This window comes from Sulfitobacter sediminilitoris, from assembly GCF_010667575.1.
GTDB lineage: Bacteria > Pseudomonadota > Alphaproteobacteria > Rhodobacterales > Rhodobacteraceae > Sulfitobacter > Sulfitobacter sediminilitoris.
The window spans coordinates 1-25,344 of sequence record NZ_JAABNT010000025.1; the positions used below are offsets into that span (position 1 = coordinate 1).

Sequence of the window (25,344 nt, forward strand, 5' to 3'; positions counted from 1 at the left end):
ACTTCGCAAAGATCAAAGAGTTCAGAGGGATAGCCACAAGATACGACAAAACGGACTGTAGCTACACCGCTTCCTGGAACTTGGCAGCGACCCTCGTCGCATCAAGATGATTGTCCACAGGCCCTAGTGCGCAAGCGCTGGAGCAGTCCAGTGAAAGCAGCCATTCAGCGGGGGCCTAATCCATGAATGCTGCGCGTGCTCCGACGGCAGCTGGGAGCCCGAAGCGGACATCCTTCTTGTGCCAAAAAAAAGCACCAGAGATTACAGACCTCAGTAGCTATGCTGCCGGACTAATGTTTTGGTTGAAGCGAAAGACGTTGTTCGGGTCGTATTGGGCCTTGATCTGCGCCAGCCTGGCATAGTTCGGACCGAATGCTCGTTTGGTTAATTCCAGGTTGTCTTCTCCATGCCCAGGGAAATTCAGATAAATGCGTCCTTCGTGATCCCATTTAGCCGATTCTTCCCAACCTGCTCGTGACCACGCGATGTTCGCGGCATCTTCCTTGGAGTCCGACCAGACTGCATCGAGCGAATACATCCACCCCATTGATCTGTCGCCAAAGGCGGTTTCATCGGCTGGCACGTGGGAGACAGCTCCGCCAAAGTTCCAAAGCGACGAAAGCGAGTTCGCTGAAGGCGCCGCTGCGGCGTCCGCCATCGCCCGATCGATCATTTCATCGGGCAATTCCGAAAGATAACGCGCCTTCCAGTAACAGCGGAAATCACCCGCTGGCATCAGTTCGTCGAACAGTTGCTGTACTTCGACATAGTTCATCCGGCCTGAGAAATCGGCGGCCATCGGTCCAAGCTCTCGCAAGGGTTGGAGCAATTTCTCTCCCTCTGCGGCGTCGCCATTATAGACGCATGCCAGGGTAAAGACCTTCTGACCCCAATACTCTTCGGGAAAGTCCTCTCCTTCTGCCGCAGTCGAAAACTCGCACAACGATCCGATCAAACCTTCATGTTCTGAGACGAAATCGCGCCAGAAGCGGATTGGCTCGGGGCCGGCCGACAGCGGATAGATGGGGGCCGCGAACATGACCTCCGGCCCAATGGGGAAAAGCTCAAATTCAAAGGTTATAACGACGCCGAAATTACCGCCTCCACCTTTCAGAGCCCAAAGAAGATCGGGGTTTTCTTCGGCGCTTGTGCGAACCACAGATCCATCTGCCGTTACCACCTCCGCGGCTTTCAGGCAATCGATTGAAAGTCCATGCTTGGCTCTTAGCCATCCGATTCCGCCTGAAAGAGTCAGACCCGCAACGCCTGTGTCAGAAATCAAACCGCCCGGGGTGGCCAGCCCGTGTTTCTGGCTTTCGCTATCGACATCTCTCCACAACGCACCGCCTTGCACGATGGCCCGCTTTTGGTCTGGATCGACCGTCACGCCGCGCATTTCAGAGAGATCGATCATCACGCCATCATCGCAGACCGCATGACCCGCGACGTTGTGGCCACCCCCGCGAATTGCGATCGGAAGGCCCTGTTCACCTGCAAACCTTACCGCGTAGCACACGTCCTCGGTATTCCGGCATCTGGCGATTACGGCGGGTTTGCGGTCGATCATTGCGTTCCAAACCCCCCGTGCATCGTCGTATTGGGGATCACCAACGGACATCACTGTCCCAGTGAGTTTGCTCTTCAGCTCTTCGATTGATGTGTTCCGGACGTCCATTTGGCTCTCCCATTCGCAATCTGTTGTTCAAGCATCGTCGAAAGACGGGGGGCGCGGGAGTGGCAAATTGGTCCAATTCGTGCCAAACTCGCCAGCGGACAGGGTATTATTTGACAAAACGATGCAGAATTTGACCAACACATCGGACCTACCCAAGCGAAAGCCGCTGATTTTGCTCTTAGCGACGCCGGAAACATCGGCCTCTGTTCTTTATGGTCTTTACGACGTCCTGTCTTCGGTTGGTGCCGTATTCCCCGACATGGTCAAAGGCGAACCCGAAGCCGAATTGCTCGATGTCAGAGTTATCTCCTCAGATGGCCGTCCCTTCAGCTGTGTGGGCGATGTTCCAGTTCGTCCGCATGCGTCTATCGCTGAAATCCAGTCGACGAACACGGTACCAGACGCCGTCATCGTCAGTGACACATATATTTCGATCAAAGGTAACCCAACCGGCCGATATCCGATCGAATGTGCGTGGCTACGCAGTTTGCACGAAGCAGGCGCGCTTCTGACGTCAGTTTGCTCTGGCGCGCTGGTGCTTGCAGATGCGGGCGTGTTGGACGGTTGCGAGGCGACTGCCCATTGGGCCTATCGTGACATGTTTCACCGCTTTTATCCGAAGGTCGCATTCCGAGAATCCGATGCGCTTTGCCTTAGGGACCAAGACAATGGCGTCATTACCGCCGGTGCGGTCTTCGCATGGCACGACCTCGCCTTTTACCTGATCGCCCGATACTGCGGTTACCAACATGCGATCGATACGGCAAAAGTGTTTCTGATGAGCGAACATCTTAATGGCCAATCACCCTATTTGGTCATGACCCGTTCGATGGACGCTAAAGACGCGGCAATCGCCGATTGCCAGTCGTGGATTGCCAAAAACTATGATGCCCCCAATCCTGTCGAGAATATGATCAATCGATCCGGTTTGGGGGCACGCACCTTCGCAAGACGCTTCCGAGCGGCGACGGGTTACGCGCCGATGGATTATGTCCAAGCGCTTAGGGTGGAAGAAGCGAAACAGTCGCTCGAACGTGACCAGCGCCCGGTTGAGGATATTGCGATTTCTGTTGGCTACGAGGATCCCGCCTCATTTCGACGGCTTTTTAAGAAACGCGTCGGCCTCACTCCAAGTGCGTACCGGAAGAAGTTTCAAGGGCTTTCGCCTGTTGGTGCGCCAGATGCACGCTAAAGTCGACGCAGTACGTAATAGAACTGAGTTCTGTCATCAAAGACATTACAATGTTCACACATTCTATAAGTCTACGCGTTTACTGCTGGAAGATCCTGCGCCGACGTCAGTCTTTTTGAAAAACAGAGTCACTTGCCCAGAAAGTCATTCTTAAGTGCCCCCCCTGGACGCGGCTTCGAGAGGTTGAGTGCTCCCATTGCCTACCAAACTAATCATATTCGCTTTGCTTGTTGCAGCGCTTGGATTTGCTAAGCTCTCAGTCGGAGGGTCACGATGCGTTCACGGATTACTACTCTAATGTTTGTAGATATGGTCGGATATTCCGCCATGATGAACGCTGACCAAGACGCCACAATTCAGGCAGTGCGGGAGTTAAAGAACCATCAGCTTGAACCCGTCCTCTCAGATTTTGGAGGCGAAATCCTCAAAAGAATGGGTGATGGTTGGATCATCGCGTTTTCCTCGATAAGCGCTGCTTTGGACAGTGCCATTCAGGTTCAGACAAATCTCTACGGTCATCGGAAACTAAAGCTCAGGATTGGCTGCCATTTGGGCGAGATTGTTGAAGACGAAGACGACTTTTACGGTGCTGGAGTAAACATTACCCAGCGCATCCAGACAGAAGCGCCTCCAGGTGGCGTGATGGTTTCGGAAGACCTTTTTCGGCAATTATCTGACGACCGAGCCAAACTGCTGAATGAGGCAGGAACGTTCAACCTAAAGAACATCTCACAACCGGTTAGGCTCTATCAGTGGCGTCCCGCTCCTGGATCTCAACGCAAACTGGATGACGTTCCATCCATCGCGGTTCAAGCCTTTGAGTTTGCCCCAGTCGACGCGGAAACCGAGGCCATAGCGGGTGATCTGCGCGATCAATTGATCGTCCGGGTGTCACGGCGCAAAGGCGTCTTGGTTTTTGACGCTCTTAGCAAAGCCGTTGACAAAGCAACGTACGATTTACGCGGTCGAGTGCGGATGGCTGGGGGGCGCGGACGCTTCACAATCACCATGACTTCTCGGGAAGATGCCCGGCCGGTTTGGTCGCAAACCTACGAAGCTCCTACCGATGATGTGTTTGCCTTCTGCGATGAAGTGCTCGAATTAGCGGAAGGGGACCTGCGCTTACAAACCAACGCTTTCGATGGAGACCGACTGGTCGACATTCCGCTCGAGGAATTGAGTGTCTCGGAGCTCCGGGCCCGGGCGGCCAATGAATACTACAAAACTACCATGGAAAGCTGGTCATATGGGCTTGCCTTGATGGAAAGGGCTATTTCCCTGAATCCCTTGGACGGAGTGTCTCTGTGCATGCGGGTTGAGGCGCAGATCATGCTCTTCGGTGCGCGGTATCAGCCATTACCAATCGAGCTTCAAGCGGCCTACAAAGAGGATCTCGATACGGCAGTTATTCAATCGCCGCAAAGTGACTACGTGTTTTGGACGAGAGCGGTCTTTCGCCTTGTAGTCTTGGACGATATTGAAGGAGCGCGTGCGGATTTGAAGCGTAGCGCTGAACTAAACCCTGCGTATCTAGAAAACTACGAACTGGAGGGACAGATCGCGATGCGGGAAGGCGACTTTGATGGCGCGGATGCTGCCTTTTCCCGTTTGATTGAGCGTGGTGCCCAGAACCCTCTTCAACCGTATCGTTTGTTCATGCGAGGCGTGGCTCGTTTTTGTGGAGGAAACTACGAAGGTGCAGCGCAAGACGCTTCAACCGCCTCGGATTTGCGACCCAATGAAGCTGGTCACCTGAAACTACGTGCCATGGCATTGAAAGAGATGGGACTCGAGGACCAAGCCGAGGATTGCCTCGAAAGAGCGCGGGGGCTTTCAACAGACCCAATGGTAACAACCAAACTACCGGTTATGCCGCCAGACTTTCATTGGATGTCAGAGAAACTCAGGCCCGGTTCTCGAGCATAATCGGGCAACCCGCGGAAATCTAATTTGCCGCTTTTTTCTTATCCGCTGTGTCCGCGGAGCTGTCGCAGGTGAAACAAGCTTTGAGTGCCCGGATTAAGGTGAACTAACTTATTTCCGTCGCGCCATCACATGGTCCATGGTCAAGCTTAGCACCTCGACATCGTTCTGGTTGTACGTCCGGTAGCGGAAGCGCACCGTTCCACGGTCAGGCTTCGAGCGTGACGGGGTAAGCATCTCGACTGCAACACGGGTATGAAGCGTGTCACCGGGAAACACCGGAGCGAGCCATCGCACTTCGTCCATGCCATGCCCGCCTAAGTTGGTACCATTCAGCACACCAGTGTCACGAAACAACCGAAAAGTGAGCGCGATGGTTTGAAAGCCACTGGCGATGAGGCCGCCAAATATTGACTCTGTTGCCGCAACCTTGTTCACGTGGAAGGGTTGCGGATCGTGCGTAAGCGCGAAGTCAATAATCGCGCCCTCGGTGAGTGTGATCCCGCCGCTCTCAAAGGTGTTTCCAACCGACAGATCGTCGAAGTATTTGCCGCTAATCATTCCAAGAGGATAGGCAAATGGAGAGTTGCCCGTCAATGAGACCTCTTATGTGTTGTCCTCAATGAAGCACCCGCGCAAATGTCTGGCTTGTCCGCTTCTGAGACATCGGACGCGGTCAAAACGAGTGGCCGGTGTTGGCAAAGGCGGTCGTTGAAAGGCTAAAGTGGAGTTTGCCGTGCGATCGAGTGTTCCTGAGTGACCGGCAAAAAGCTGTTTTCTAACATCTGGTAGGAAGCCTCAGATGACTGGGGCGAGCCCAAGGTCATTACTGTAAATGCCATGTCTTAAACGACGGACTGTAATGTCTTATGCGCGGTTTATCTCAGCTAATTTACTCGCAAGAGCTCCGTCTGTTCGGAATGCCCTTTTAGTTTATGCGTTCCACAGTCTTCGATCGCAAACCCTTGGTCTGCGGTAAGATCCGCGAGTAGACGAGTGATTAGAACTTCTCCAGCGCGGGCCTGATCTACAACTCGGGCTGCGGTATGAATGACCATGCCGGTGACATCGTCGCCTCGGACCCTGACTTCGCCTGCGTGCAGCCCCGCGCGAATGGGAATTCCGGCTTCTCCCAACATATCTACCAGACTGGCGGCACATCGGATCGCGCGCGAGGGTTTGTCAAAGAGCGCAAGGCTTCCGTCACCGGTGCTTTTGACCACCCGGCCTTTGAACTCGGCTACGGCTTCCGATGTTAGCGCATCATGTCTGTCAAGCATCTTGCGCCAAAGGTTGTCGCCCATCTGTGACAACATTTCCGTGGAACCAACAATATCGGTAAAAAGCGCAGTGGACAGGCGTTTGTCCGGGGTACTGTCAGCCGTTTTGCTTATTTGTGCAAACTGAGTAACCGCCCGCAAAACATCCTGGATCTCGCCCAGAAAGATAACATGGTTTCGACCAGGCAACTCAAGATAGGTTGCGTTGGGGATATGATCTGCGAGGTAGCGACCGTTGCGGTAGTTGACCGCGCGGTCTTTCCTACGTTGCAATATGAGGGTTGGAACATCAATAAGCGGCAAGACCGGCCGAACATCCATTTTTGTTGTCATTTCGTAGGTTTGCCGAATGATGTTTGGAGAGCATACCTGACGTTGAAATCGGATGAACGCCTTTTCAGCCTCGACATCACCGAGAATGTCCGGCGCAAATATCGCAATGGATTCACGGGTTCCCCATGTCTTCGGAAATTCCTCAACCAAGTTCTCCTTGGTAGGCATGTATGGATAGTCTTCTCCCGCGCAAAATTTGGCCATCGACCCATGAAGCACGAGATTGTCCACCTTTTCGGGATAAGTTGCTGCGAACAGAATACACATCGGGCCACCTTCAGATGTTCCCAATAGTGTGGCGCTTTGGGACCCAGCCGCATCCATAACCGCGCCCACATCTTCCATTCGCTCTTCAAAGGTTGGCGCACCTTGGATTGGGTCCGAAACGCCTTGCCCTCGCTTGTCAAAAATAATAACGCGGAAACACTTAGCCAAACTCTCGAAAAACCTGACTTGATTGGGGTCTTCCCACGCCATCTCGATGTTAGAGATCGTGCCGGGCACATAGACTAGGTCTTTCTCACCCTGCCCAAATACCTGATAGGCGATATCAATACCGTCGCAATTCGCATATTGGGTTCTCGGGATGTCCAGCACAGTGAACTCACTTCCGCTCAAGTCCACTAGATGCATAGCAGCTATTGCTTCACCAGCCTACATCCTACTGAAGCTATGCACTTGTGCAGTCACTGCAGCAAAAAATCATAAGGGAAAGAGCTGGAAATTGGCTCTTGGTTATCAGGTGGGAGACAGTATATGGATCACACGGTCAGCCACCATATCCCTGGTACTAGCTGCGTGAGCTTTCATATGAGCCGAACCAGCATGCGCACCATGCGCCGCCAAACTGGCCCACTTTTCTATGACAACAAAAGTGTCAGGTCCAAATTTGGTTTGCATGGGCCCCGCGTTTGCGGTGTCAACCGTGGCCTCGTATGCGATGCAGCCGTCTTCGGCTAACACAGCCGAAACATTCGCGTTGAAGAGCTCCAGCAATGCATCGCGTTGACCAGGTTTTGTGGTGATGATAGCGAGCACATGGACTGCGGACATAGCGTTGGTTTCCTGCTGACTGGGCCGGTGATGTGGTGAACGCTAGCGACAGGACCAAATTGCTGCAAGAGTTGGGCCGCGGTGCAAAACACAATGATGCTATCACCGCTTAAGGTGGTTTTGTAGACATCTGAGAAGAACACTCAGATGACGGCGTCGAGCCCATGGCGGACAGTTCGTTTTTTCGAACAAGCTGGCAAGATGCTTCACAAAGCACATCGAGCGAAAAACTATTGGCAATCAATCAATATCAAAGCCAGCTACCTTCATGCCGTTTTTGAAGAGCTCGAAATCTTTGGGGTCTCTCGTCCTGAAATTAACGAAAACGCTGCTTAGGTGAATATCAGGAAAACGCTCCTGGAACTCCCTCGCATGATCTTTGGCGGCCTCAACCATACCGGCATTTCCAAGCGCGCTGATCAGAGCCACGTGACTGTAGGGAAGGTTGGGCACCCCATCAATCGAACGCCTTGCAATTTTGATCGCTTCATCGAAGCGGCCGAGGAACAACAGGCTGCGGGACTTATTCACGTCCGAAGCAGGAAGAAGCGGGTCCATCGGGCTTAACCGCTCCATGATCGCGAAATCTTCGATACTTTCTTCTAACTGACCCAGGAGACACTTTGTGGTCGCCCGCCATGCGTAACTCAGTCCAGCGCTGGGGTTGAGTTCGATAGACTTCTCGTTCGCTTGTAATGCGGTATCAAGATGACCGTGGAATTGCTCCCCGATAGCCAGCATATTGTAGGCGAGATAGTTTGTCGGATCCAGTTGCAACGCACGTTTCGAACGTTTCACCATTTCCGCGCGAACTTCCCGAAATCCCTTGGTCCCACTCACGATTTCCATACTGTTGAACCAGGCAATCAAGGCTTGAATCATGGAATCTTCCGGGTGTTTCCTTTCCTGTTCTAGTAAGGCTACAATAGCCACTGAAATGTTTTGGGCATCGGCGGACAAAAGGCGCTGCCGGATACGGACCATTGCGGCCCAGTGGCCGATGTCTTCGGAGGTCGCAGCGTTTGCACGCGCCCCTTCATGGCGCACGACGGTCGGCGATATCATTGCTGCAATCTGCAAGGACAACTCATCCTGAAGGGTGAAAATGTCCTCGATATTGCGGTCAAATTTTTGCGCCCACAGATGGTGACCCGACGACACATCGATCAACTGTGCATTGACGCGCATTCGGTTTCCAGCGACGCGCACGCTGCCTTCAACGGCATAATCAGCACCAAGTTGCTGACCGGCCTCCGTTACGTCGAATTCCTTCCCCTTGAACATGAAGGCGGAGTTTCGTGCGATAACCGGAAAATCACGATAGGCCGACAGAAGTGTTGTGAGGTCTTCGCTCAGACCATCGGCGAAAAACTCATACTCCGGGTCGCTGCTGAAATTATTGAAGGGAAAGACCACCAAAACCGGTGCTTTGAGAAATTCGCTCGTGGACTTGATCTTTTGCGTCTCTGCTCTTGCCGGGTGCCACGCCCAGCACCGAAGGGTGCGCGAGATATTTTTCAGTTCGCGCTTGCCCAGATCTACGAAGTTTATGCCGATGCGATCGCGAACATCGTCATGAACCCGTTCGGAAACGCATATACCGCCCGGCTCAGCCAGCGCTTCGAGGCGTGCTGCGATGTTCACGCCGTCGCCGTGAATGTCTCCATCTTCGATCAGGATGTCGCCGAGGTTGACGCCGATACGAAAAGCAAACTGATCAACTTCTTGAAGCTCCTCGTTGCGCTTGGCCATGCCCTCCTGAACAGAAACCGAGCACGCCACGGCGCTCACTACACTGGGAAATTCAATAAGCAGGCCGTCGCCCATCGTCTTGACGATCCGGCCGCCATGCTCGCTGATCAGCGGATCGATCAACTCTTGCCTATGGCGGCGGAGGGTATTTAGAGTTCCGACCTCATCGATACCCATCAAACGAGAATATCCTGCCAGATCAGCAGAAACGATTGCCGACAAACGTCTTGTGATCTTAATGTCCATAGGCTGACATTAGATTGCGATCTAACGAAAGGACAATCTAATATTGTCCCTTCAACCCAAGGCAACTCTATCCGCATAGCTACCTTACGTGGAAACCGCCGCGGAAGTCCGCTATCCGCCCCCCCTAAAGTTGGCAATGCAGACGCGGCGAATATTTCGCACATGCGACGAACGGCAGAAAAGTCCGCGAACTGTGAGTTGGCCTGTACTTTGATTTCGCGGCAGCAGCGAATGGCGGCTCTAACGGGCCGCGTCGCAGCATCACCAGTGGCGGATGGATGTCTCCTTTGGGCCGTCCGTGCCGGGGATTTCGCCCCCTTGATATGAACATGCTGCGATAGATCTAACGGCAGCAAGGAGCCCTCCTCGGACCTAGCCGTAGAGCGCAGAATCGGTCGCGAAGGGCGGCGAGCGGGCATAGCCCTCAAAAATGACGGCCATGGGCACCGTTCCCCTGCCGCCCTGCCGCCGCGGAGCAGCTTCATCGCACCTGCTGAGCATCCGTCGTGCATCGTGAAAGGGTGGGCAACCGACAGCGGAGCGGATGAAGCACCCGTTCTTGGCCGTGCAACGGAAGAGCCACTGACCCGCTCGATTTGACCACCAGATCCGATTGATCTTGCTCAAGGCATAAAGAGCGGTCCAGTCGTACGAAATAGTTTATGGCGCGTATAACATCACCAGATCTCGACTTTATCGGTTGTGTGGCTGCCGGGACAATTCCGGGGTTGCTGAAGTGTCGGGCTGAACGAACTCCGAACGCAATGGCATACTCCGAGTTTGACGACGGAAAGTGGCGGAATGTGACTTGGCGTGAAATGGAGCGAATAGTCACCCGCTATCGCGTTGCACTAGATCAGGCAGGCATGAAGGACGGCGACCGAGTAGCAATTTTGCTGCCAAATTGCATCGACTGGATCGCCTTCGACATCGCGGCCATGGCAAACGGTTTGATTACCGTGCCACTCTATCTACAGGACAGTGAGGCCAATATCGACTTTGTCCTGTCCAACTGTGGCGCGCGACTATGTCTTGTCGAAAGCGTGCAGCGATTAGAGGCTCTGAAGCCCGCTCTCGCAGGCGGCGGTACTTTGAGTCAAATCTGGCTGCGCAGAAATGGTGAGGCGCAAGGGCAAGTCTACGGAAGAAAAGTCCGCAGTCTTGGCGAGGTTTTGGACTTAGCAGAGGATGACCCTGGGCCAATCCGATGCGCGCCAAAGGACATCGCCACGATCATCCATACCTCGGGCACGACCGGTAGGCCGAAAGGAGCCATGTTGTCCCATCATGCCCTTCTGTGGGATGCTGAAGCGGTCGCAGAGAACGTTCCGCCTTTGACAAGCGACGTCTTTTTGTCCCTGCTGCCAATCAGCCATGCGTTTGAGCGCACCATGAGTTACCATCTGGCCATGATGGGTGGCTCGAGAGTAGTGTTTGCTCGAGCGATAGAAACTCTGAAGCAGGACATTTCTGAAGTACGGCCGACGATCCTGGTCGCCGTGCCGCGCCTGTATGAGCGGCTTTACGAAGCTATCTTACACGAAGCCTCACAAAGCTCACTCAAGAGTTGGCTGGTAAAAATGACTGTAGCGATTGGCTGGCGGCGTTTCGAAGCGCGTCGCGGCAGGGTGAATATGTTCAGTCAGATGCCGAGCTTGCTTTTCTGGCCATTGCTAGAGCGGCTGGTTGCACGCCCGATCCTTCAGGCCTTCGGTGGGCGGCTGCGTGTTGCAGCGAGTGGCGGCGCTCAATTATCGACGGAGGTGAGCCAATTCCTGATCGGCCTCGGCTTGCCACTTGTTGAGGGTTACGGTCTGACTGAAGCTGCTCCTGTCGTCAGTGGGACCACCTTTGAGGACAATTTGCCGGGTTCTGTCGGCAAGCCGCTTCGCGGCATCGAAACCCGACTGACCGCCGAGGGCGAGCTGCTGATCCGGACACCAGCCCTTATGCAAGGCTATTGGAACGACCCCAAAGGTACCGCCTCTGCCATCGACGAGGAGGGCTGGTTACATAGCGGAGATACAGCGGAATTTCGCGAGGACCACTTATTTATTACAGGACGGTTGAAGGACGTCATCGTCCTGTCAACAGGCAAAAAAGCCGCTGCTACAGAGATCGAGGCAGCGATCCAGGCGGACCCGCTTTTTGAACAATGCTGCGCATTAGGCGATAATCGCCCGTTCGTTTAAGCGATCCTGGTGCTCAATCGTGACCACTGGGCCGCATTCGCCGGACGCCACGGCCTCAATCCAGATTTTCCCAATGCGCAGGCGGCGAGCGCGGCCATCATGGCGCGTGTGGCGCAACTGTTGCGGGATCAGCCTGAATATGCCCAGGTACGTGCGGTTCATAGTCAAGTGCAGACCTGGACGGTTGAAGACGGAAGCTTATCGCCGACCTTGAAAATCAAGCGATATGTCATCGAAGAGCGCTATCGGTCCGAAATTGAAGCGCTATACGCAGAACAGACGTCGCGGCGGAGTTCTGGCGGCTAACATGAACAGAGGGCGAATGTTCGGACCCAAGTACGTTGCCTAATAAAGGTCAGGCCCATGCTTGATTTCAAGAAACGCAAAAACATTGAGCCTGGGATTGCAAAGCGATCCACAGTCGACCCTGCGAAAATGTCCACGGCCGAGCGCGCTGAATTGATGAGCCAACTCTACGCGTTAAACCAGAAAATATTCGCGGGCGTTTCCCCACAGGATTTCGAGAATCACGTGTTGGACGCATCGGCAGACAGTACGCTCATACAGCTTTTCTTTGCCGCAGACGGTCAATTCGTCGGCTATTGCGCGGCCCATCGGTTCTGGCGACAGGTGTTAGGGCGCCACGTCATTGTCTTAAGAGCGGAGGCCGGGCTCTTATCAGAGTACCGAGGGCACGGTGCAACTTACCGGTTCAGGATGATCCGCTCCGTTGCCGAAAAGCTTAGGCATCCATTCACGCCGATCTACTATGTCGGGACCCTGGTACACGCTTCGAGCTATGATCTGGCCTGCCAGAATTTTCCGCAGGTCTACCCGCATCCTGACCGTGAAACGCCGGAAGTCATTCAGGAAGTTGCACGCGAGGTGATCAACAGCTTCCCGGCACCGCCCGTGAGTGAGGCCGATCCATTCGTGCGTGACGTAGGATGGACGACCATTGAGGTACGGCAGGAAAACGCTCCTGGCCGACACGAAGAGAACCATTATGTCCGTTTTTCAAGGCGCGTAATCCCGGCTATGCGAAGGGGCATGGGTTGGTAGTCATCGTTCCGATAACTGTTCGCAATATCTCCGCCGCATTCCTGTCACGTCTGCGCTAGTGGCTCCGATAGGAGGCCCTGTCTTGTGCTTGAATGGGCGCCTCCCGAGCCGGTTGCATGTTATAGGAAACCTTGCCCCTCGATACCTTTCATCGAGTTACCGGAGACGCCCCGGAAAAGGGGGCACTTTCGGGGGCATTCTGGGAGGTATTTGTAGGAATTCCGTCACCATCCAGCAGCATCGCCAGAGAGGCAATCAGAGCCCCTCTTAGAGCCACTAAGCCGACTGCCCGTCATGGTTCATCAACATCACTAGGAAGCCCTCTCTGGCTCTCTCTGGCGGCCTCCTGGATAGGAGGAAGTCGGCCCCTTATGACCGCTTCAGGCCTGCTACATCACCACTATGGATGGACCGGGATAGGACCTGCTGGGAGGGTCTCTCTTAGGGATAGGGGGGAGGGTTATACCCCAGGAATTAGGTATGAGTAATGGAAGCAGAAGAAGGTGTCAGGAAGGGGGGATCCTAGGAGGGAGACCCTACCCGGGAGGCTTAGAACGGGTGCTACGGGTGTGGGGGTGTTAAACCTCGTCAGTCGGATTCCGCTAAGAAGCACGCTTATGGCGATCGGCTCAAGCCGCAGCAAGCAGCTCAGGCAACTCCTTCTTCTTCAGGAAGGTACGAGCTGTATCACCGTAGATCTGCTGCACTGCCGTCTTGTCCAGACCCGGGACAAGCTTTGGGAATTGCTGAGTGAGATCGTGACATGCGTCAGCTGACATCATCTGCATTGCCATGGGGCCGGGATAGAAGCTCTCGCTTGGCACGCCCTCGGCGAATATGATTTGGTGGGCTTCAAACATCAGGTGGATGTAGGTCACCTCTCGTTTGCCGTGGGCAATGCGCACGCCCGGCATCGTCTCGGCCAGATGAATAGCTCTTGCGAGATGGTCCTGCCCGAAGAGCATGCCGTGCTGGCGCGAGACAAGGAGGTCGCGCTTCACGCCGAGGACCCCTTCGGGGATCAGGATCGGTCTCAGGTTCTCTCGCTCACGCAGTTCCTCCTGCCCACAGTGTCGCTTGCCGATCCAGGCGATCGGCTGGGGGCCGTTGTCCAAGGTACAGACAAGATCGCCCATCTTGAGGCTTTCGATTGGTACCTCGCCCTGCGGCGTCAGTATCATTGTGCCCGAGGTGAAGCAGACGATACCGGTGTTGTCGTAGGAGTAGGTTGAGCCCGATGCACCCTGGATGGTTAGCGAGTTGGCGCCAAACTGGGTATTGTCGGAATAGTCGACAGCATTGCCTTCGTCGTCAAACGCGTTGGACTGGTTCAGAATACCGTCGTCGAGTTGGTCCGCGCGCAACTCGTCAAGGCTATCGTAATGCCCCGAGAGATCGACAAAGTCATTATTGGTCTGGTCGCTGTCACCCAGCGCGCCGGTATTGCCGAAGTTGAAGTCGGTGATTGTGTCATTGCCGTCCGAAACGGTGAACACATCGTCTCCACCGCCACCCGTGACGCTGTCGTTGCCCGCACCGCCGTCTATGGTGTCAGAGCCTGACCCGCCGATGATGGTGTCGTCTCCGGCACCGGCGTCCAGCCGATTGGCGTTGGCACCACCGGTGAGCATGTCGTTGAAATCGGAGCCGATTGCGTTTTCGAAATTGGAGATCACGTCTCCCGTCGCGTCCCCGCCAGAAACGATGTTGGTCGAAAGATCAACACTGACCGCCGCCGTGGATCCGTCGTAACTGAGCGTGTCATTGTCGGCGCCGCCGTCCAACGTGTCTGCCCCGGCGCCACCCCGGATCAGGTCGTTGCCGCCAAGGCCTTGGATCGAATCCGCGCCGTCTCCTCCGTCGAGTAGCCCGCCGCCGCCGTTGTCGGCTATGGTGTCGTCGCCGGCCTCACCATAGATCGTATTGGAAGAGCTCGAAAACCCGCCACCCGTGATACTGTCGTTACCAGCACCGCCATAGATAAGGTCGGAGCCGAGTGATGCGTGGACGGTGTCGTTCCCGTCGCCCGCATAGACCGTGTCGTCGCCGTTGTTAGAGAAGATCGCATCGTCGCCGTCGCCACCATCGAGGACGTCGTTGCCGTCACCGCCCGAAAGCATGTCGGCACCCAGCCCACCTTCGATGCTGTCTGCGCCATCCCCGGCGTGGACTGTATCATTGCCGTCACCGCCCAGGATCGTATCAGCGCCCGCATTGCTGTAGAGGAGGTCGTTGCCCGCCCCGCCATCGATGGAATCCGCCCCAAATCCGCCAGTAAGGGAGTCGGCGCCGGTACCACCGCGCAGAGTATCATCCCCGGCACCACCGTTGGCATCCACCCCGACGCTGTCGCTGGACCCATCTAGACTGTCATTCTGATCGGTAAGGATAAACCGCTCGATCTCGCTGAAGGTGATCGTATCGAAGCCGTTGGTTATCGTCCCGGCTTCGTCCCCGCTGTAGGTGACCGTAATCGGACCTGTCAGCGCGGAGAGGTCGATGACGTCGTCGTCGGTACCGATGGTGACGGTTTCGCCCCCTGCGATGGTGTCGTTGCCGAAGCCGTTCTCGATGATGAAGGTGTCGGCATCGGCGTCCCCCCCGATATCATCGTCGCCCGCCCCGCCAATGATGGTATCGTCTCCGGTTCCGCCGCGGATCCCGTCTCCGGCAGAGCTGCCGTAGAGCAGGTCATCGCCGCCCCAGCCGTAGACATTTAGCGATGAGGTGCCGCCAACGAGGGTGTCCGCCTGGTTGGTAAGGTCGTAGATCTCCGTCTCTGAGAAGCTGATGCTGTCAGTGCCATTGGTAATAGTCCCGGCGTTGGGCGCGGTGAAGTTGACAGTTACCCCGCTGGTCAGAGCCAGGAGATCGATCCGGTCCGACCCGGCGCCGCCAATGAGCGTATCGGTGCCGAAGCTGTCCTGGAAATCGAAGTGGTCGTTGCCAGCGCCGCCGTCCAGCTTGTCGTTGCCAGCGCCGCCGTCGAGGGTGTCCTCTCCATCAGACGCGTAGATAACATCCGCCCCATCGCCACCGCTGATCTGATCATTATCGGAGGTGACCGACACTTTCTCGAAACGAAGGGCATCAACGGCATAGGTCGTGGAGGGATCTTCACCCCACAAATAGAGCTTGTCGTGAACCTCATCGAGCATGCCCGTCACTTCGATGTACTGCCACTCGGACGTTGCATCGACGGTCGTCGTAACAAAGGCGTGCGATCCGCCCGAACCGGATTGATAGCTTGCTGTGAGCTGCGAGTCGGGCCCATCGGTGCGTACCCAGAGGCTTAGCCTGAAGGTTTCTCCCACAGTGAGGTCATCGGTGGGAAGGTCAATCTGAACGCCGCCATAATTGCCCGCATTGAAGGTCGAGTCTGACGTGAAGACCAACGCATTGTCACCGGTAATGTGACCCAACGTGTCGTTGGATGCAAAGGTTGCGTCCTGATACTGAATGAGGCCTGAGGTATCCTCAAAGTCAAATGAGGCGATGGTCGCTTGCACATCCTCACTGTCGGACCCCATGAGGGTGTCATTACCAGCCCCGCCAGAAATCGTGTCGTCGCCGTCGCCGCCACGAACAATGTCGTTTTCGGCGCCGCCCGAAATGCTGTCATTGCCGTCGCCGCCATCAATCACATCATCGCCGGCACCACCGTCCAGTGTGTCATTGCCGCCATCGGCTGCCACAACAGCGTTGGGATCATCGAACCAGACATCCGTCACCGTCAAGCCGCCGTTGGTCTGGGTGTAATCCAGTTCGATCCGCGCTACAGGGCCTGCGATTTCGACAAGGATCGACCCCGTGGGCGAGTTGTCCCCGGTGTTGGAGAGAGGGCCCTGGAAAGTATCGTTACCCGCGACGGCATCGGTGTCGGATCCGTTGACCCCGGATCCTTCTGTGACATTGAACGAAATGAGATTGTTATTCGCGTCATAGGCGCGGATCGTTAGCGTTTCGGAGTTCGCCTCGAAGTCGTTGACGCGAAACTGGACATTCTCGACCGCATTCGAGAAATCCAGCGTTACAATTCCGTCGGATCCGTCAAGTCCGAGAGCGCTGTTGGTGTCAACAGCACCGCCTCCAGCGTCGATCCCATCGGTGTAAACCGTCGTTGTTTCATACTGTCCGGCCCCGCCGGTTACGCTGAAATCGACGGTTGTGCCACCAACCGTTTGAGAACCCACGGTGACACTGTCAAGATTATCGATCTGGCCGCCGTCGTTCGGGTCAGGAATATTACTCCATTCGAAGGCCATGCGGTCTCCACCGCTTGCGGCTACGGCATCACCTCCTGTCAAAGTGTCGTTGCCGTCGCCGCCGAGAATGGAGTCGTCACCTGAACCACCATCTATGGTGTCAGCGTCAGCTCCGCCATCGATGGTGTCTGAACCCGCGCCACCAATAAGGCTGTCACCGCCTGCGCCACCGTCGATGATGTCATTGCCCGTGCCACCGTCGATCGTATCGGCATCAGTACCGCCGCCAATGGTGTCGGCTCCTGCGCCGCCGTAAATTAGATCTGCCCCGATCCCGCCTTCAATGCTGTCGTTATCCGCGCCACCATCAATTGTATCGTTACCGGCTCCACCATTGATTGTATCACTTCCTTCAAGGCCAAGGATGATATCGTCGTTTCCGTCCCACCCATCAATTGCATCGGTTTCGGCATCTGAGTAACCGATCCCCATAACGTCATTGCCGGCAGTCCCCGTTACGATACCGTCGGGATAAAGGACTGTTTCCGTGTTAGTGATGTTAGCACCCGGGGTGCCACTAACCACTGTATCTGTTCCGCCGCCGGCGTCGAGCTTGTTCGCAGTGAAGTTCGATCCGACTTGGATGTAATCATCGCCGTTATTGGTCTTAAAATCGTTGTTGGTAGTGAAGTTGTCGCCGATGATGAGCGTGTCGACCCCGCCGGGGCCATTGTACTTGTCCAGAGTGACATTGTCGCCCGCCGTCAGATCGACAGCGTCGGCGTTGCGTGCATCTAGGAATACACTGCCTAACGAAACGTTGTCGGCTATGGTTATCGTTGGGGTAAGGTCCGTCTCGACAACGACATTGAAAGAGTTTGAATTCGACGTTGTGAACTGGATGTCGAAGTTCGTCGGAGTGCCACTGGCTGATTCAAATTTGACATTCGAACCTGCCGTCGCCTCGACGATGAACACATCCCCTTCGTTGACGAGAATTGTCCCGCCTGTGAAGTCAGTTGGAATATAGTAGATAGCCATGTTTTCTGCTGCTTTGTCCGCTCAAGTGCCGTGACTGTTTCGTGAGCAGTAACAATCGGGTTTGGCGACACTTTGACCGTAGTGTGTCAAAGAGGCAGCGATGAAGAAGTAGGCTGTGAAGTTTGAAGCCTGTGTTGCAGCAACCCGGTTAAACTGCACCGCGTTGCACTCACTCATGTCTGGCCACCTGAACACCCTCCTCGGTCTCTGGCAAAAAAAATCAGCACAGTTCCCCCGGCCAGCACGAAGCCAGCCGGGGAAGTTGTCATCGGGGATAGCCCTTGTTGACGACGTAGTCAGCGAGCCACTGCCAGTAGTACTGCGCACTGATGAAGCCCTGATCCTGCGCAGCCACGTCCTCAGCCTCTGCCCGGGTCAGACCCCCATCAAACTCAGCTATGGCAGCCCGCTCCTCGAAGTCCTCGATGTCAGGAGGCACCATCATAGCGGCAACCTGATCTGGGAAAGTCTGATCAACGCCTTCGTCTGCGCCGATGTTCCGGTTTGAGGGCAGCGTGCGGCAGCCGAAGCTCCGTTTCTAATGATTTTCACGCCATTTTGGCCGCCTGAGCGGCGTTTTGGCGATTTTGAGGCGGACTCCGCCTCATGCCGCGAGCCTCCGCCGCATCATGAACAGGTTGCCGAGCGCGAACAACGTGAACAGATGCGCCCGGTTCTTGGCCAGCCCACGGTAGCGGGTCTTCACATGGCCGAACTGGCGCTTGAGGATCCGGAAAGGATGCTCGACCTTGGCCCGTACCTTCGCGATGATCCGATTGATCAGCGCGTCCAACTCATCCATTTCACCGCCTTTGGGAGCTTTGCGCATGACGCCCCAGAAGGTGCCGCCATTCTTCGTGAAGGCCGCCTCCCGACCGGCATGGACATAGCCTTTGTCTGCCCAGACGGATGTTTCCCTGCCGTGCAGCACCTCGTCCCAGATTTGGCTGTCGTGGGTCTTGGCCGTAGTGGTCTCCAAGCTGTGGACGATGCCGCTATCGGCATCGACGCCCACATGAGCCTTCATGCCAAAGTACCAGTCATTCCCCTTCTTTGTTGAAGACATCTCCGGATCGCGGGCCTTGGCCTTGTTCTTCGTCGAGGACGGCGCATCGATGATCGTCGCGTCGACCAAGGTACCAGAGCGCAGCGTGACCCCCTTGTCGGCAAGGTAGGCATTCACCTCGGCAAACAGCTTCTCGGTCAACTGATGCTTCTCCAGCAGGTGCCGAAAGTTGAGGATGGTCGTCTCATCCGGGATGCGGTCGTCGCCAAGTTCGATCCCGACAAACCGGCGCATCGCATCACTGTCGTAGAGGCTTTCCTCCGCCATGGGATCGCTCAGCGCGTACCAGCTTTGCAGAAAGTAAATCCGCAGCATCGTCTCCAGAGGCATCGGGGGCCGACCGCCCTTGGGACCAACTTTCGGGTAGTGCGGTGCAATCAGCGCAAGCAACCGCCTCCAAGGCACCACCGCCTCCATCTCAGTCAGGAAAACCTCCCGCAGCGTCACCTTCTTCTTCATCGCGTCACGAAGGCCGGGAATGGCTGGCTGCTTGGGCATCGGCAGGCTCCTCTGTCATCCGCCAAAACCCTAACAGATCACGCCAAAAGCGGCACGTTTTTCAGACTTTCCTCAGATCGAAGTCGATGCTGGGCAGGCAAATCTCGTTGCCTTTCTGTTCCTTGTATTTGGTCAGATCGCCCTTGATCGCGGACGTCATCCATTCGGTTTCGGCCTTCTTGTCCAGCACATCCAAAGCGGGCAGCTTCAACTGCGAATGCGCGACGATGAAGTCGCCCTTGAACTTAACCTGCTTGGGGTTGGCGTCGGCAATCACCGGGTAATAGATGCCGTCCCCGTAGTGCGACTCAGCGATTTTGAAGAGCGTGTCGCCCTTTTTGACAGTGATGGTTTTGGAAGAGATGTTCTTCTTGATGAACTTGGTATCCGCCTTTGCGGTTGCGCGCCACTTGTCCTTTTCGACCTTGTAGGTCATCTCGGTGTCAATGGTCATGCCAGTGTAGTCGCGGGTGCCTGCTTTGACCGCGTCGCCGAGAGCCTTTTCGAAAAGCTTGTTGATATCGCTGGGCGGCTTGGAGCTGTTCGGCTTGTCTTTGGTCGCCTTATCAACCTTTGACAACAGGCTAGAGGCGGAAAGTGCCTTGTTTATCGATGCGGTTAGTGCGTCCGAGCGCTTCTTTTCTTCTTTAGTCCATGCGTCAGAAAATGGATTCGTAGCCATATCAAAACCTTGCTTTTTGAAAATTCCTTTGACGATCCAATTGAGCTGAAGTTAACGAGGGTCACGTGATCTGTCTAGGATCAGGACGCTTACATACCGCCCTCTCATCGTTAAACCTCTTTTAGCAGCTGAAGCTGCTAGACGTCAGTGACATTGTTACCGAAATTCAGGCCTGGTCGGAGAAGTGAGGAGCGAGTGACTTTCGAATGGGGTCCCGCCCCAGTGTGAGCAGGGCTCGAGGGCCGTTTCGTCCGTACTGTGTGAATTTACCATCACGGGTTGAGCAGCTGCAGCGAATGGCCGGAATGACGGGCCGCACTGCAGCGTGACTGGGGCGGGGCGAACGGCAGGTTTGGGCCGCTTATCCCATAGTTGCATGCTGAGCATGAAAAGGCTTCTGCAGAAAAATCTTCGAGAAAAGCAGCCCTGTTAAATGGGACCTTGCCTAGTCGCTGGCTGCATCACGGACTCCAAAGCGGTCCCTCGTTCGATTGGCGAACGCCACAAGCGAAAGCATGACTGGAACCTCCACCAACACCCCTACGACGGTTGCCAACGCCGCCCCAGAATTCAGACCGAACAAGCTGATGGCGACCGCGACAGCGAGCTCGAAGAAGTTTGATGTCCCGATGAGGGCGCAAGGCGCTGCAATCCGATGCGGAACGCGACAAATGAAAGCTGCGGCATAAGCCACGGCAAAGATGCTATAGGACTGGATCAAGATCGGCACCGCGATCAGGGCGATGATCTGGGGCCGATCCAAAAGCACCTGTCCCTGAAGGCCGAAAAGAATGACCACTGTCGCAATCAATCCGACAATCGACGCTGGCTTGATACGGTCCCGAAAGGCCTCGATCCGCGCTTCGGTGGCGAGCCATTTTCTGGTCAGGACACCTGCGGCGAGCGGGAGGGCCACAAAAAGAACGACGGATAGAACGAGCGTTTCCCAAGGCACCGTGATATTCGTAACGCCGAGAAGGAACGCGACGATCGGCGCAAAGGCAAATACCATGACGATGTCGTTCACCGAAACCTGCAAGAGCGTATAGCTCTCGTCTCCACGGGTCAGTTGCGACCAAACGAACACCATAGCCGTGCAGGGAGCCGCGCCAAGAAGGATGAGCCCCGCGATATACTGCTGCGCGTCCTCAGGTGCTATGAGGTCGGCGAAAACGACTTCAAAGAACAGCACTCCTAGCGCCGCCATCGTAAAGGGCTTGATGAGCCAATTCACGAACAGCGTGATTACAAGACCCTTCGGCTGCTTCGCGACTTTCTTGAGACTGCCAAGATCGACGCCAACCATCATCGGGTAGACCATCACCCAAATCAGGACCGCGACAACGAGGTTGACGCTGGCAACCTCGGCTGCTGCAATTGTTTCAACCAGAAATGGTGCGGCCGTGCCAATGAAGACACCACCAGCCATGGCCAGCGCTATCCAGAGAGTGAGATAGCGTTCGAAAATGCTCATCTTTGAATGAATACGACCCAGATCAATCGAAGTCGAGAGACGAGTAAGTCCCGATTTGTTGCCGTCCGATGCGGAGAAATGCTGCGCTTTAGGTGGACGGCTGCTTTCGGGAAGGCGGTTGGCTGAATTTGCGCACGAACAAATGTTGGCTTTGGGCCGTTCGTGGTGGCACGCGCGCCCGAGCTTATACGCCCGGCGGTGTGGGCGACGCCTAGGGGTCCAGCACCGCGACCTCTGGCCTTGGCAGGGTGCGCACCAGCACAATTGCAATGGCGGCGGACAGGGCCAGAGTGATGAAGGCGGGGGTATAGCTGCCAAAGCTGTCGAACACCCAGCCGGTCAGGATCGGGCCTACAGAGCCGCCCAATGTGCCGAAAAACAGCACTGTGCCAAAGATCGCACCATGCGCGCGCATGCCGAAATACTCGGCCACAGTGGGCGAGACCACGACGAACAGTGCGCCGTGGCCAAAGCCATAGACCGCCACCACGACGAACAGCCCGCCATGCGCGGTGGTCAGGATCAGTGCAGCTAGGCTGACAAGCAGCACCAGTAGGCAAATCGTATAGGCCATCTTGCCGCCGATCCGGTCGACCAGCGCGCCCATGATCAGGCGCCCGGCGATGCTTGCTGCGCCAATGACCGACAGCATTGTCGCCGCTAGCGTCTGGGTCATGCCCAGATCCATACCATGAACCGCCAGATGAAGCGGCACCGACATCAGCGCGGGAAAGAACAGGAACTGCGTGGCGCAAAGCGTCCAGAACACCCGAGCGCCCGCCCCCCGGCGCGCCTCGGCAAAGCTGGCGCCAGTGATGATGCTGGAGGTGCCGGCCGCCGGTGCAGGTGGGCGCTGCATCGACAGCGCGGCGATCAGCAGCAGGACTGACGCCGTGATGCCCAGCATCAACAACGCTGCGCGCCAGCCATAGGCAACGATCAGCAGCGCGGCGACTGGGGGCAAGGCAATCTGACCGACGGCAGTGCCTACCTTTACCACCCCGCTCATGATGCCGCGCCGTCGTGGGAACCAGCGTGCAATCGTCGACAGCGTGACCACGTCATGGCTGCTCAGCCCCAGACCGATAAGCGTGCCGAAGATCACCAGCAACTGCAATTGCGCGGTGACCTGGCTCATCAGCACAAAGCCGATACCATAAAGCGTGCCTGTACAGGCCAGCACGATGCGTGGCCCCAGCGCGTCGCTCAGCCGCCCGCCCGGCATCGCAAGAACGCCCATGACCAAGAACGCCAGTGCCGTGCAAGTGGACAGAAAGGTGCGTGACCAGCCAAGTTCAGCCTCAAAAGATGGTAGGAACAAGCCAAAGGAAAACAGCATCCCGATGACGGTAAACTGCGTCAGACAGGCTCCAAAGAGCACGATGTAACGGGGGTCCCCCATGAGACGTCCTTTGCTGGTCCGCGCCCGAATTTGTGCTGATGCCAGTACGGCGCGGTAATGTCGATGTTGGAAATGCCCATTCAAATACGATCAACGTCAACAGCCCCTAAGCAAGATGGACGACCGAAATGTCCGGGTGGCTGTCATTTCTGCGGTGAAATTGCTGCGCGGCGCCCGAAGGTCCGCAATGTGAGAGTAACACTGCGGCTTGAGCGGGGGTGTAAATGTCTCCTGTGGGCCAAGAGTGGCGGCGAAACATGGCGATCAATCTGGTGATGCAGCGGGGCGGCAACCCTATAAGAAAATATTGAGACTGGCTCTGGATGGCCGTTTTTTTCATCAGCCTTGTGCGAAATTGGAGTTTTTCAATAAACTAGCCCTCAACCATCTTTGACCCGTCCAAGTCTCAAAATTATCTCGCGCTGAGTGTCTCCGGTGACGGGGATGTAGCTCGACACGGAAACGATAACGCTATTGTGGCCCATGTTTTGAGACCATGCTTTGAACTCCTCACGCGTCCCGCATATCTGGTCGCCATAAAGCACCAGCATGTGCCGGAAGCTATGGGGCGTGTAGCGGGGTAATTGCACAGCGGCGAACGCGTTCTTGACAATGTTGTTCAGCATCGAAAGAAACTCAAGGCAAACGAAGGCGTGCGCCAAGCTCACGGAAATAAATGAAAAAGGCCGCCCAAGGCGACCCGATCAAACCGTTCAGAATGTAGTAGTGGCGGACCGAGGAGGATTCGAACCCCCGACCCCTTGATTCGTAGTCAAGTACTCTATCCAGCTGAGCTATCGGTCCACTGAGGGAGCATTTAGTTTGACAGGACCGGGTTTGCAAGCCCAAGTTTCACGCAAAATCACACAAAGGCCGCCCATCTAAAGCGTGCCGTCTCCTTTCGGCAGAGTAAGTCGGAATGTTGTGCCTGTTTCTTCTGTTTTGATCAGGGCAAGCTGCCCGCCGTGTCCTCTCACAAGCTCAGCCGCAATTGCGAGGCCCAGGCCTGAGCCACCCTTGCGCGCGCCGCCTTGAAACGGTGTAAACAAATGCTCTTGCGCTTTTGCAGGGAGGCCCGGACCGGTGTCAGAAATCTCGATCAGCCAGGCGGCCTCAGTATCTTGGGCGCTGATGCCGATCTCTCCCGCTTTACCAGTGCCCATCAATGCCTGCCGCGCGTTGCGCACAAGATTGGATATTACGCGATACAGTTGTTCTGGATCTGCACGGACCGTCAGACCCACCGGGATATCCGCGCCGAAACTAATTGCGTGATTGCCCGTGGCAAGCCGTTCGCCTTCGACAACATCTTCAATCAACTCTGCCAGCGGAACCATGGTAAGCGTCGGTCCCGGCTCTTCGGCCTTTCCAAAGGCAAGCGTGCTTTCACACAGATGCACGGCACGGGTGATCGACCCGACCAGCTTGGGAGCCATCCGTTTGACGATCGGATCCTCCGACATTTCAATTCGGTCCGTGAACAGCTGCGCCGATGTCAGAATGTTGCGCAGATCATGGCTGATCTTGCTCACCGCTGACCCAAGCTGTGCCAGCCGCTCTTTCTGTTTTAGAGCTTGGGTCAGGTCCGTTTGCAAAGTCCGAAGCGCCACTTCGGCTTCGCGCAGTTCGGTAACGCTGGCTGACGGCTCAATAATCCGGCGTGCGTCTTCAGGCGATTGTGCGTAGCGCCGCATGTGGCCGACAACCCGCGCGATGGGTTTGAGTAGCAAGGCGCGCATGGCAAGAAACAGCAAAAACGCGGTGACAACAGAGATGACAGCGGACAGGATAAGAATGCGAATACCGTAATCAATCATCGCCATCCGCATCGGCGCAGTTTCCATCGTGATCTCGATCAGCAAGCCTGCCTCGCGGACCGGTGCACCGATCACGCGGATCACCTCATTCTCGGTGTCGATCATCCGCGCAAGCGCATCACGGATCAATGTCAGCGCAGAGGCATCGCGCAGATCGAACGTTTGACCAATCGCCTGTGGCATGTCTGAGGACAGCATGAGTTGTCGCGCCTCGTCACGCCGCAGCACCACGTTGAAAACCTGCGCATTTTTCAGAAGCTCCTCTTCCAACGCCGGGTCCAGCATATCGTCCGCCAAAAGGGCAAGCGAGGCGATCTGGGCACGCTCCAGCCGATTCAGCATATAGTCTTCGCGAAACCGGGCGATTGAAGGAACAAAGATCAGAACTTCGGCGATCATCACAAAGATCGTCGTCAGGATCAGCAACCGGCCAGACAGGGAATTGAACATC

General features: G+C 55.8%; 18 protein-coding genes, 1 tRNA gene and 1 pseudogene. 6 read left to right on the top strand and 14 right to left on the bottom strand.

Annotation, left to right across the window (positions count from 1 at the left end; translation table 11 throughout):
* Nucleotides 1–110 (top strand): annotated as a pseudogene (locus tag GV827_RS21005) (IS5/IS1182 family transposase); the annotation flags it as partial.
* A gap of 167 nt (nt 111–277) precedes the next feature.
* On the opposite strand, the gene GV827_RS21010 reads toward GV827_RS21005, so the two are convergent.
* Complete coding sequence (locus GV827_RS21010; protein WP_164355861.1) at nt 278–1,675, bottom strand: FAD-binding oxidoreductase; 1,398 nt, start codon at nt 1,673–1,675, stop codon at nt 278–280.
* 121 nt (nt 1,676–1,796) lie between these two features.
* Between GV827_RS21010 and GV827_RS21015 the strand changes: the two genes are divergently transcribed.
* Both GV827_RS21015 and GV827_RS21020 read left to right on the top strand, forming a co-directional pair.
* The gene (locus GV827_RS21015) at nt 1,797–2,867 is read left to right on the top strand and encodes a GlxA family transcriptional regulator (protein WP_164355863.1); all 1,071 of its coding nucleotides are present in this window, start codon (nt 1,797–1,799) and stop codon (nt 2,865–2,867) included.
* A gap of 297 nt (nt 2,868–3,164) precedes the next feature.
* The gene (locus tag GV827_RS21020) at nt 3,165–4,793 is read left to right on the top strand and encodes an adenylate/guanylate cyclase domain-containing protein (RefSeq protein ID WP_164355865.1); all 1,629 of its coding nucleotides are present in this window, start codon (nt 3,165–3,167) and stop codon (nt 4,791–4,793) included.
* Between the two features lie 108 nt (nt 4,794–4,901).
* Here GV827_RS21020 and GV827_RS21025 read toward each other — a convergent pair whose 3' ends face one another.
* From GV827_RS21025 to GV827_RS21040, 4 genes are all read right to left on the bottom strand, one after another.
* Nucleotides 4,902–5,351: a MaoC family dehydratase gene (locus GV827_RS21025; RefSeq protein ID WP_204326022.1), complete on the bottom strand. Its 450-nt coding sequence runs from the start codon at nt 5,349–5,351 to the stop codon at nt 4,902–4,904.
* Nucleotides 5,352–5,677: 326 nt separating this feature from the next.
* The gene (locus GV827_RS21030) at nt 5,678–7,000 is read right to left on the bottom strand and encodes an adenylate/guanylate cyclase domain-containing protein (protein WP_164355867.1); all 1,323 of its coding nucleotides are present in this window, start codon (nt 6,998–7,000) and stop codon (nt 5,678–5,680) included.
* A gap of 141 nt (nt 7,001–7,141) precedes the next feature.
* Nucleotides 7,142–7,456, bottom strand: a complete 315-nt coding sequence (locus GV827_RS21035) for a putative quinol monooxygenase (protein WP_164355869.1) — start codon at nt 7,454–7,456, stop codon at nt 7,142–7,144.
* Nucleotides 7,457–7,696: 240 nt separating this feature from the next.
* The gene (locus tag GV827_RS21040; protein ID WP_164355878.1) at nt 7,697–9,454 is read right to left on the bottom strand and encodes an adenylate/guanylate cyclase domain-containing protein; all 1,758 of its coding nucleotides are present in this window, start codon (nt 9,452–9,454) and stop codon (nt 7,697–7,699) included.
* Nucleotides 9,455–10,116: 662 nt separating this feature from the next.
* On the opposite strand from GV827_RS21040, the gene GV827_RS21045 reads away from it, so the two are divergent.
* The 3 genes from GV827_RS21045 to GV827_RS21055 are packed head-to-tail and all read left to right on the top strand — an operon-like array spanning nt 10,117 to nt 12,708.
* Complete coding sequence (locus GV827_RS21045; RefSeq protein ID WP_268895777.1) at nt 10,117–11,646, top strand: AMP-dependent synthetase/ligase; 1,530 nt, start codon at nt 10,117–10,119, stop codon at nt 11,644–11,646.
* Nucleotides 11,647–11,655: 9 nt separating this feature from the next.
* Nucleotides 11,656–11,952, top strand: coding sequence for a hypothetical protein (locus tag GV827_RS21050; protein ID WP_164355882.1), 297 nt, complete (start codon nt 11,656–11,658; stop codon nt 11,950–11,952).
* Nucleotides 11,953–12,009: 57 nt separating this feature from the next.
* Entirely contained in the window at nt 12,010–12,708 is a 699-nt protein-coding gene (locus tag GV827_RS21055) for a hypothetical protein (RefSeq protein ID WP_235930612.1), read from the top strand.
* 629 nt (nt 12,709–13,337) lie between these two features.
* On the opposite strand, the gene GV827_RS21060 is transcribed toward GV827_RS21055, so the two are convergent.
* From GV827_RS21060 to GV827_RS21100, 9 genes are all read right to left on the bottom strand, one after another.
* Nucleotides 13,338–17,954, bottom strand: coding sequence for a Hint domain-containing protein (locus GV827_RS21060; protein ID WP_164355884.1), 4,617 nt, complete (start codon nt 17,952–17,954; stop codon nt 13,338–13,340).
* A gap of 265 nt (nt 17,955–18,219) precedes the next feature.
* Nucleotides 18,220–18,399, bottom strand: a complete 180-nt coding sequence (locus tag GV827_RS21065; RefSeq protein ID WP_164355886.1) for a hypothetical protein — start codon at nt 18,397–18,399, stop codon at nt 18,220–18,222.
* A 159-nt stretch (nt 18,400–18,558) separates the two neighbouring features.
* Nucleotides 18,559–19,518 (bottom strand): IS5 family transposase, encoded by a 960-nt coding sequence (locus GV827_RS21070; protein ID WP_164355888.1) that lies wholly within the window; start codon nt 19,516–19,518, stop codon nt 18,559–18,561.
* A gap of 61 nt (nt 19,519–19,579) precedes the next feature.
* Nucleotides 19,580–20,200: a LysM peptidoglycan-binding domain-containing protein gene (locus tag GV827_RS21075; RefSeq protein ID WP_164355890.1), complete on the bottom strand. Its 621-nt coding sequence runs from the start codon at nt 20,198–20,200 to the stop codon at nt 19,580–19,582.
* A gap of 445 nt (nt 20,201–20,645) precedes the next feature.
* Nucleotides 20,646–21,674 carry an ACR3 family arsenite efflux transporter gene (gene arsB / locus GV827_RS21080; RefSeq protein ID WP_164355892.1) on the bottom strand — a complete coding sequence of 343 codons (1,029 nt, stop codon included), beginning with the start codon at nt 21,672–21,674 and terminating at the stop codon, nt 20,646–20,648.
* 211 nt (nt 21,675–21,885) lie between these two features.
* The gene (locus GV827_RS21085; protein WP_164355894.1) at nt 21,886–23,076 is read right to left on the bottom strand and encodes an MFS transporter; all 1,191 of its coding nucleotides are present in this window, start codon (nt 23,074–23,076) and stop codon (nt 21,886–21,888) included.
* A gap of 380 nt (nt 23,077–23,456) precedes the next feature.
* Entirely contained in the window at nt 23,457–23,702 is a 246-nt protein-coding gene (locus GV827_RS21090; protein WP_164355895.1) for a hypothetical protein, read from the bottom strand.
* Nucleotides 23,703–23,803: 101 nt separating this feature from the next.
* A tRNA-Arg gene (locus tag GV827_RS21095) sits at nt 23,804–23,880 on the bottom strand.
* A gap of 77 nt (nt 23,881–23,957) precedes the next feature.
* On the bottom strand, nt 23,958–25,343 hold the full coding sequence (locus GV827_RS21100) for a sensor histidine kinase (RefSeq protein WP_164355898.1): 1,386 nt from the start codon (nt 25,341–25,343) through the stop codon (nt 23,958–23,960).
* Nucleotide 25,344 lies beyond the last annotated feature (1 nt).

Excerpts from the sequence above, each read along its gene's own strand:
- GV827_RS21025 (WP_204326022.1), bottom strand. The coding sequence starts at position 5,351 with ATGATTAGCGGCAAATACTTCGACGATCTGTCGGTTGGAAACACCTTT.
- GV827_RS21075 (WP_164355890.1), bottom strand. The coding sequence starts at position 20,200 with ATGGCTACGAATCCATTTTCTGACGCATGGACTAAAGAAGAAAAGAAG.
- GV827_RS21015 (WP_164355863.1), top strand. The coding sequence starts at position 1,797 with ATGCAGAATTTGACCAACACATCGGACCTACCCAAGCGAAAGCCGCTG.
- GV827_RS21040 (WP_164355878.1), bottom strand. The coding sequence starts at position 9,454 with ATGGACATTAAGATCACAAGACGTTTGTCGGCAATCGTTTCTGCTGAT.
- GV827_RS21085 (WP_164355894.1), bottom strand. The coding sequence starts at position 23,076 with ATGGGGGACCCCCGTTACATCGTGCTCTTTGGAGCCTGTCTGACGCAG.
- GV827_RS21090 (WP_164355895.1), bottom strand. The coding sequence starts at position 23,702 with ATGCTGAACAACATTGTCAAGAACGCGTTCGCCGCTGTGCAATTACCC.
- GV827_RS21065 (WP_164355886.1), bottom strand. The coding sequence starts at position 18,399 with ATGATGGTGCCTCCTGACATCGAGGACTTCGAGGAGCGGGCTGCCATA.
- GV827_RS21100 (WP_164355898.1), bottom strand. The coding sequence starts at position 25,343 with ATGTTCAATTCCCTGTCTGGCCGGTTGCTGATCCTGACGACGATCTTT.
- GV827_RS21035 (WP_164355869.1), bottom strand. The coding sequence starts at position 7,456 with ATGTCCGCAGTCCATGTGCTCGCTATCATCACCACAAAACCTGGTCAA.
- GV827_RS21045 (WP_268895777.1), top strand. The coding sequence starts at position 10,117 with ATGGCGCGTATAACATCACCAGATCTCGACTTTATCGGTTGTGTGGCT.
- GV827_RS21020 (WP_164355865.1), top strand. The coding sequence starts at position 3,165 with ATGTTTGTAGATATGGTCGGATATTCCGCCATGATGAACGCTGACCAA.
- arsB (WP_164355892.1), bottom strand. The coding sequence starts at position 21,674 with ATGAGCATTTTCGAACGCTATCTCACTCTCTGGATAGCGCTGGCCATG.
- GV827_RS21010 (WP_164355861.1), bottom strand. The coding sequence starts at position 1,675 with ATGGACGTCCGGAACACATCAATCGAAGAGCTGAAGAGCAAACTCACT.
- GV827_RS21060 (WP_164355884.1), bottom strand. The coding sequence starts at position 17,954 with ATGGCTATCTACTATATTCCAACTGACTTCACAGGCGGGACAATTCTC.
- GV827_RS21070 (WP_164355888.1), bottom strand. The coding sequence starts at position 19,518 with ATGCCCAAGCAGCCAGCCATTCCCGGCCTTCGTGACGCGATGAAGAAG.
- GV827_RS21055 (WP_235930612.1), top strand. The coding sequence starts at position 12,010 with ATGCTTGATTTCAAGAAACGCAAAAACATTGAGCCTGGGATTGCAAAG.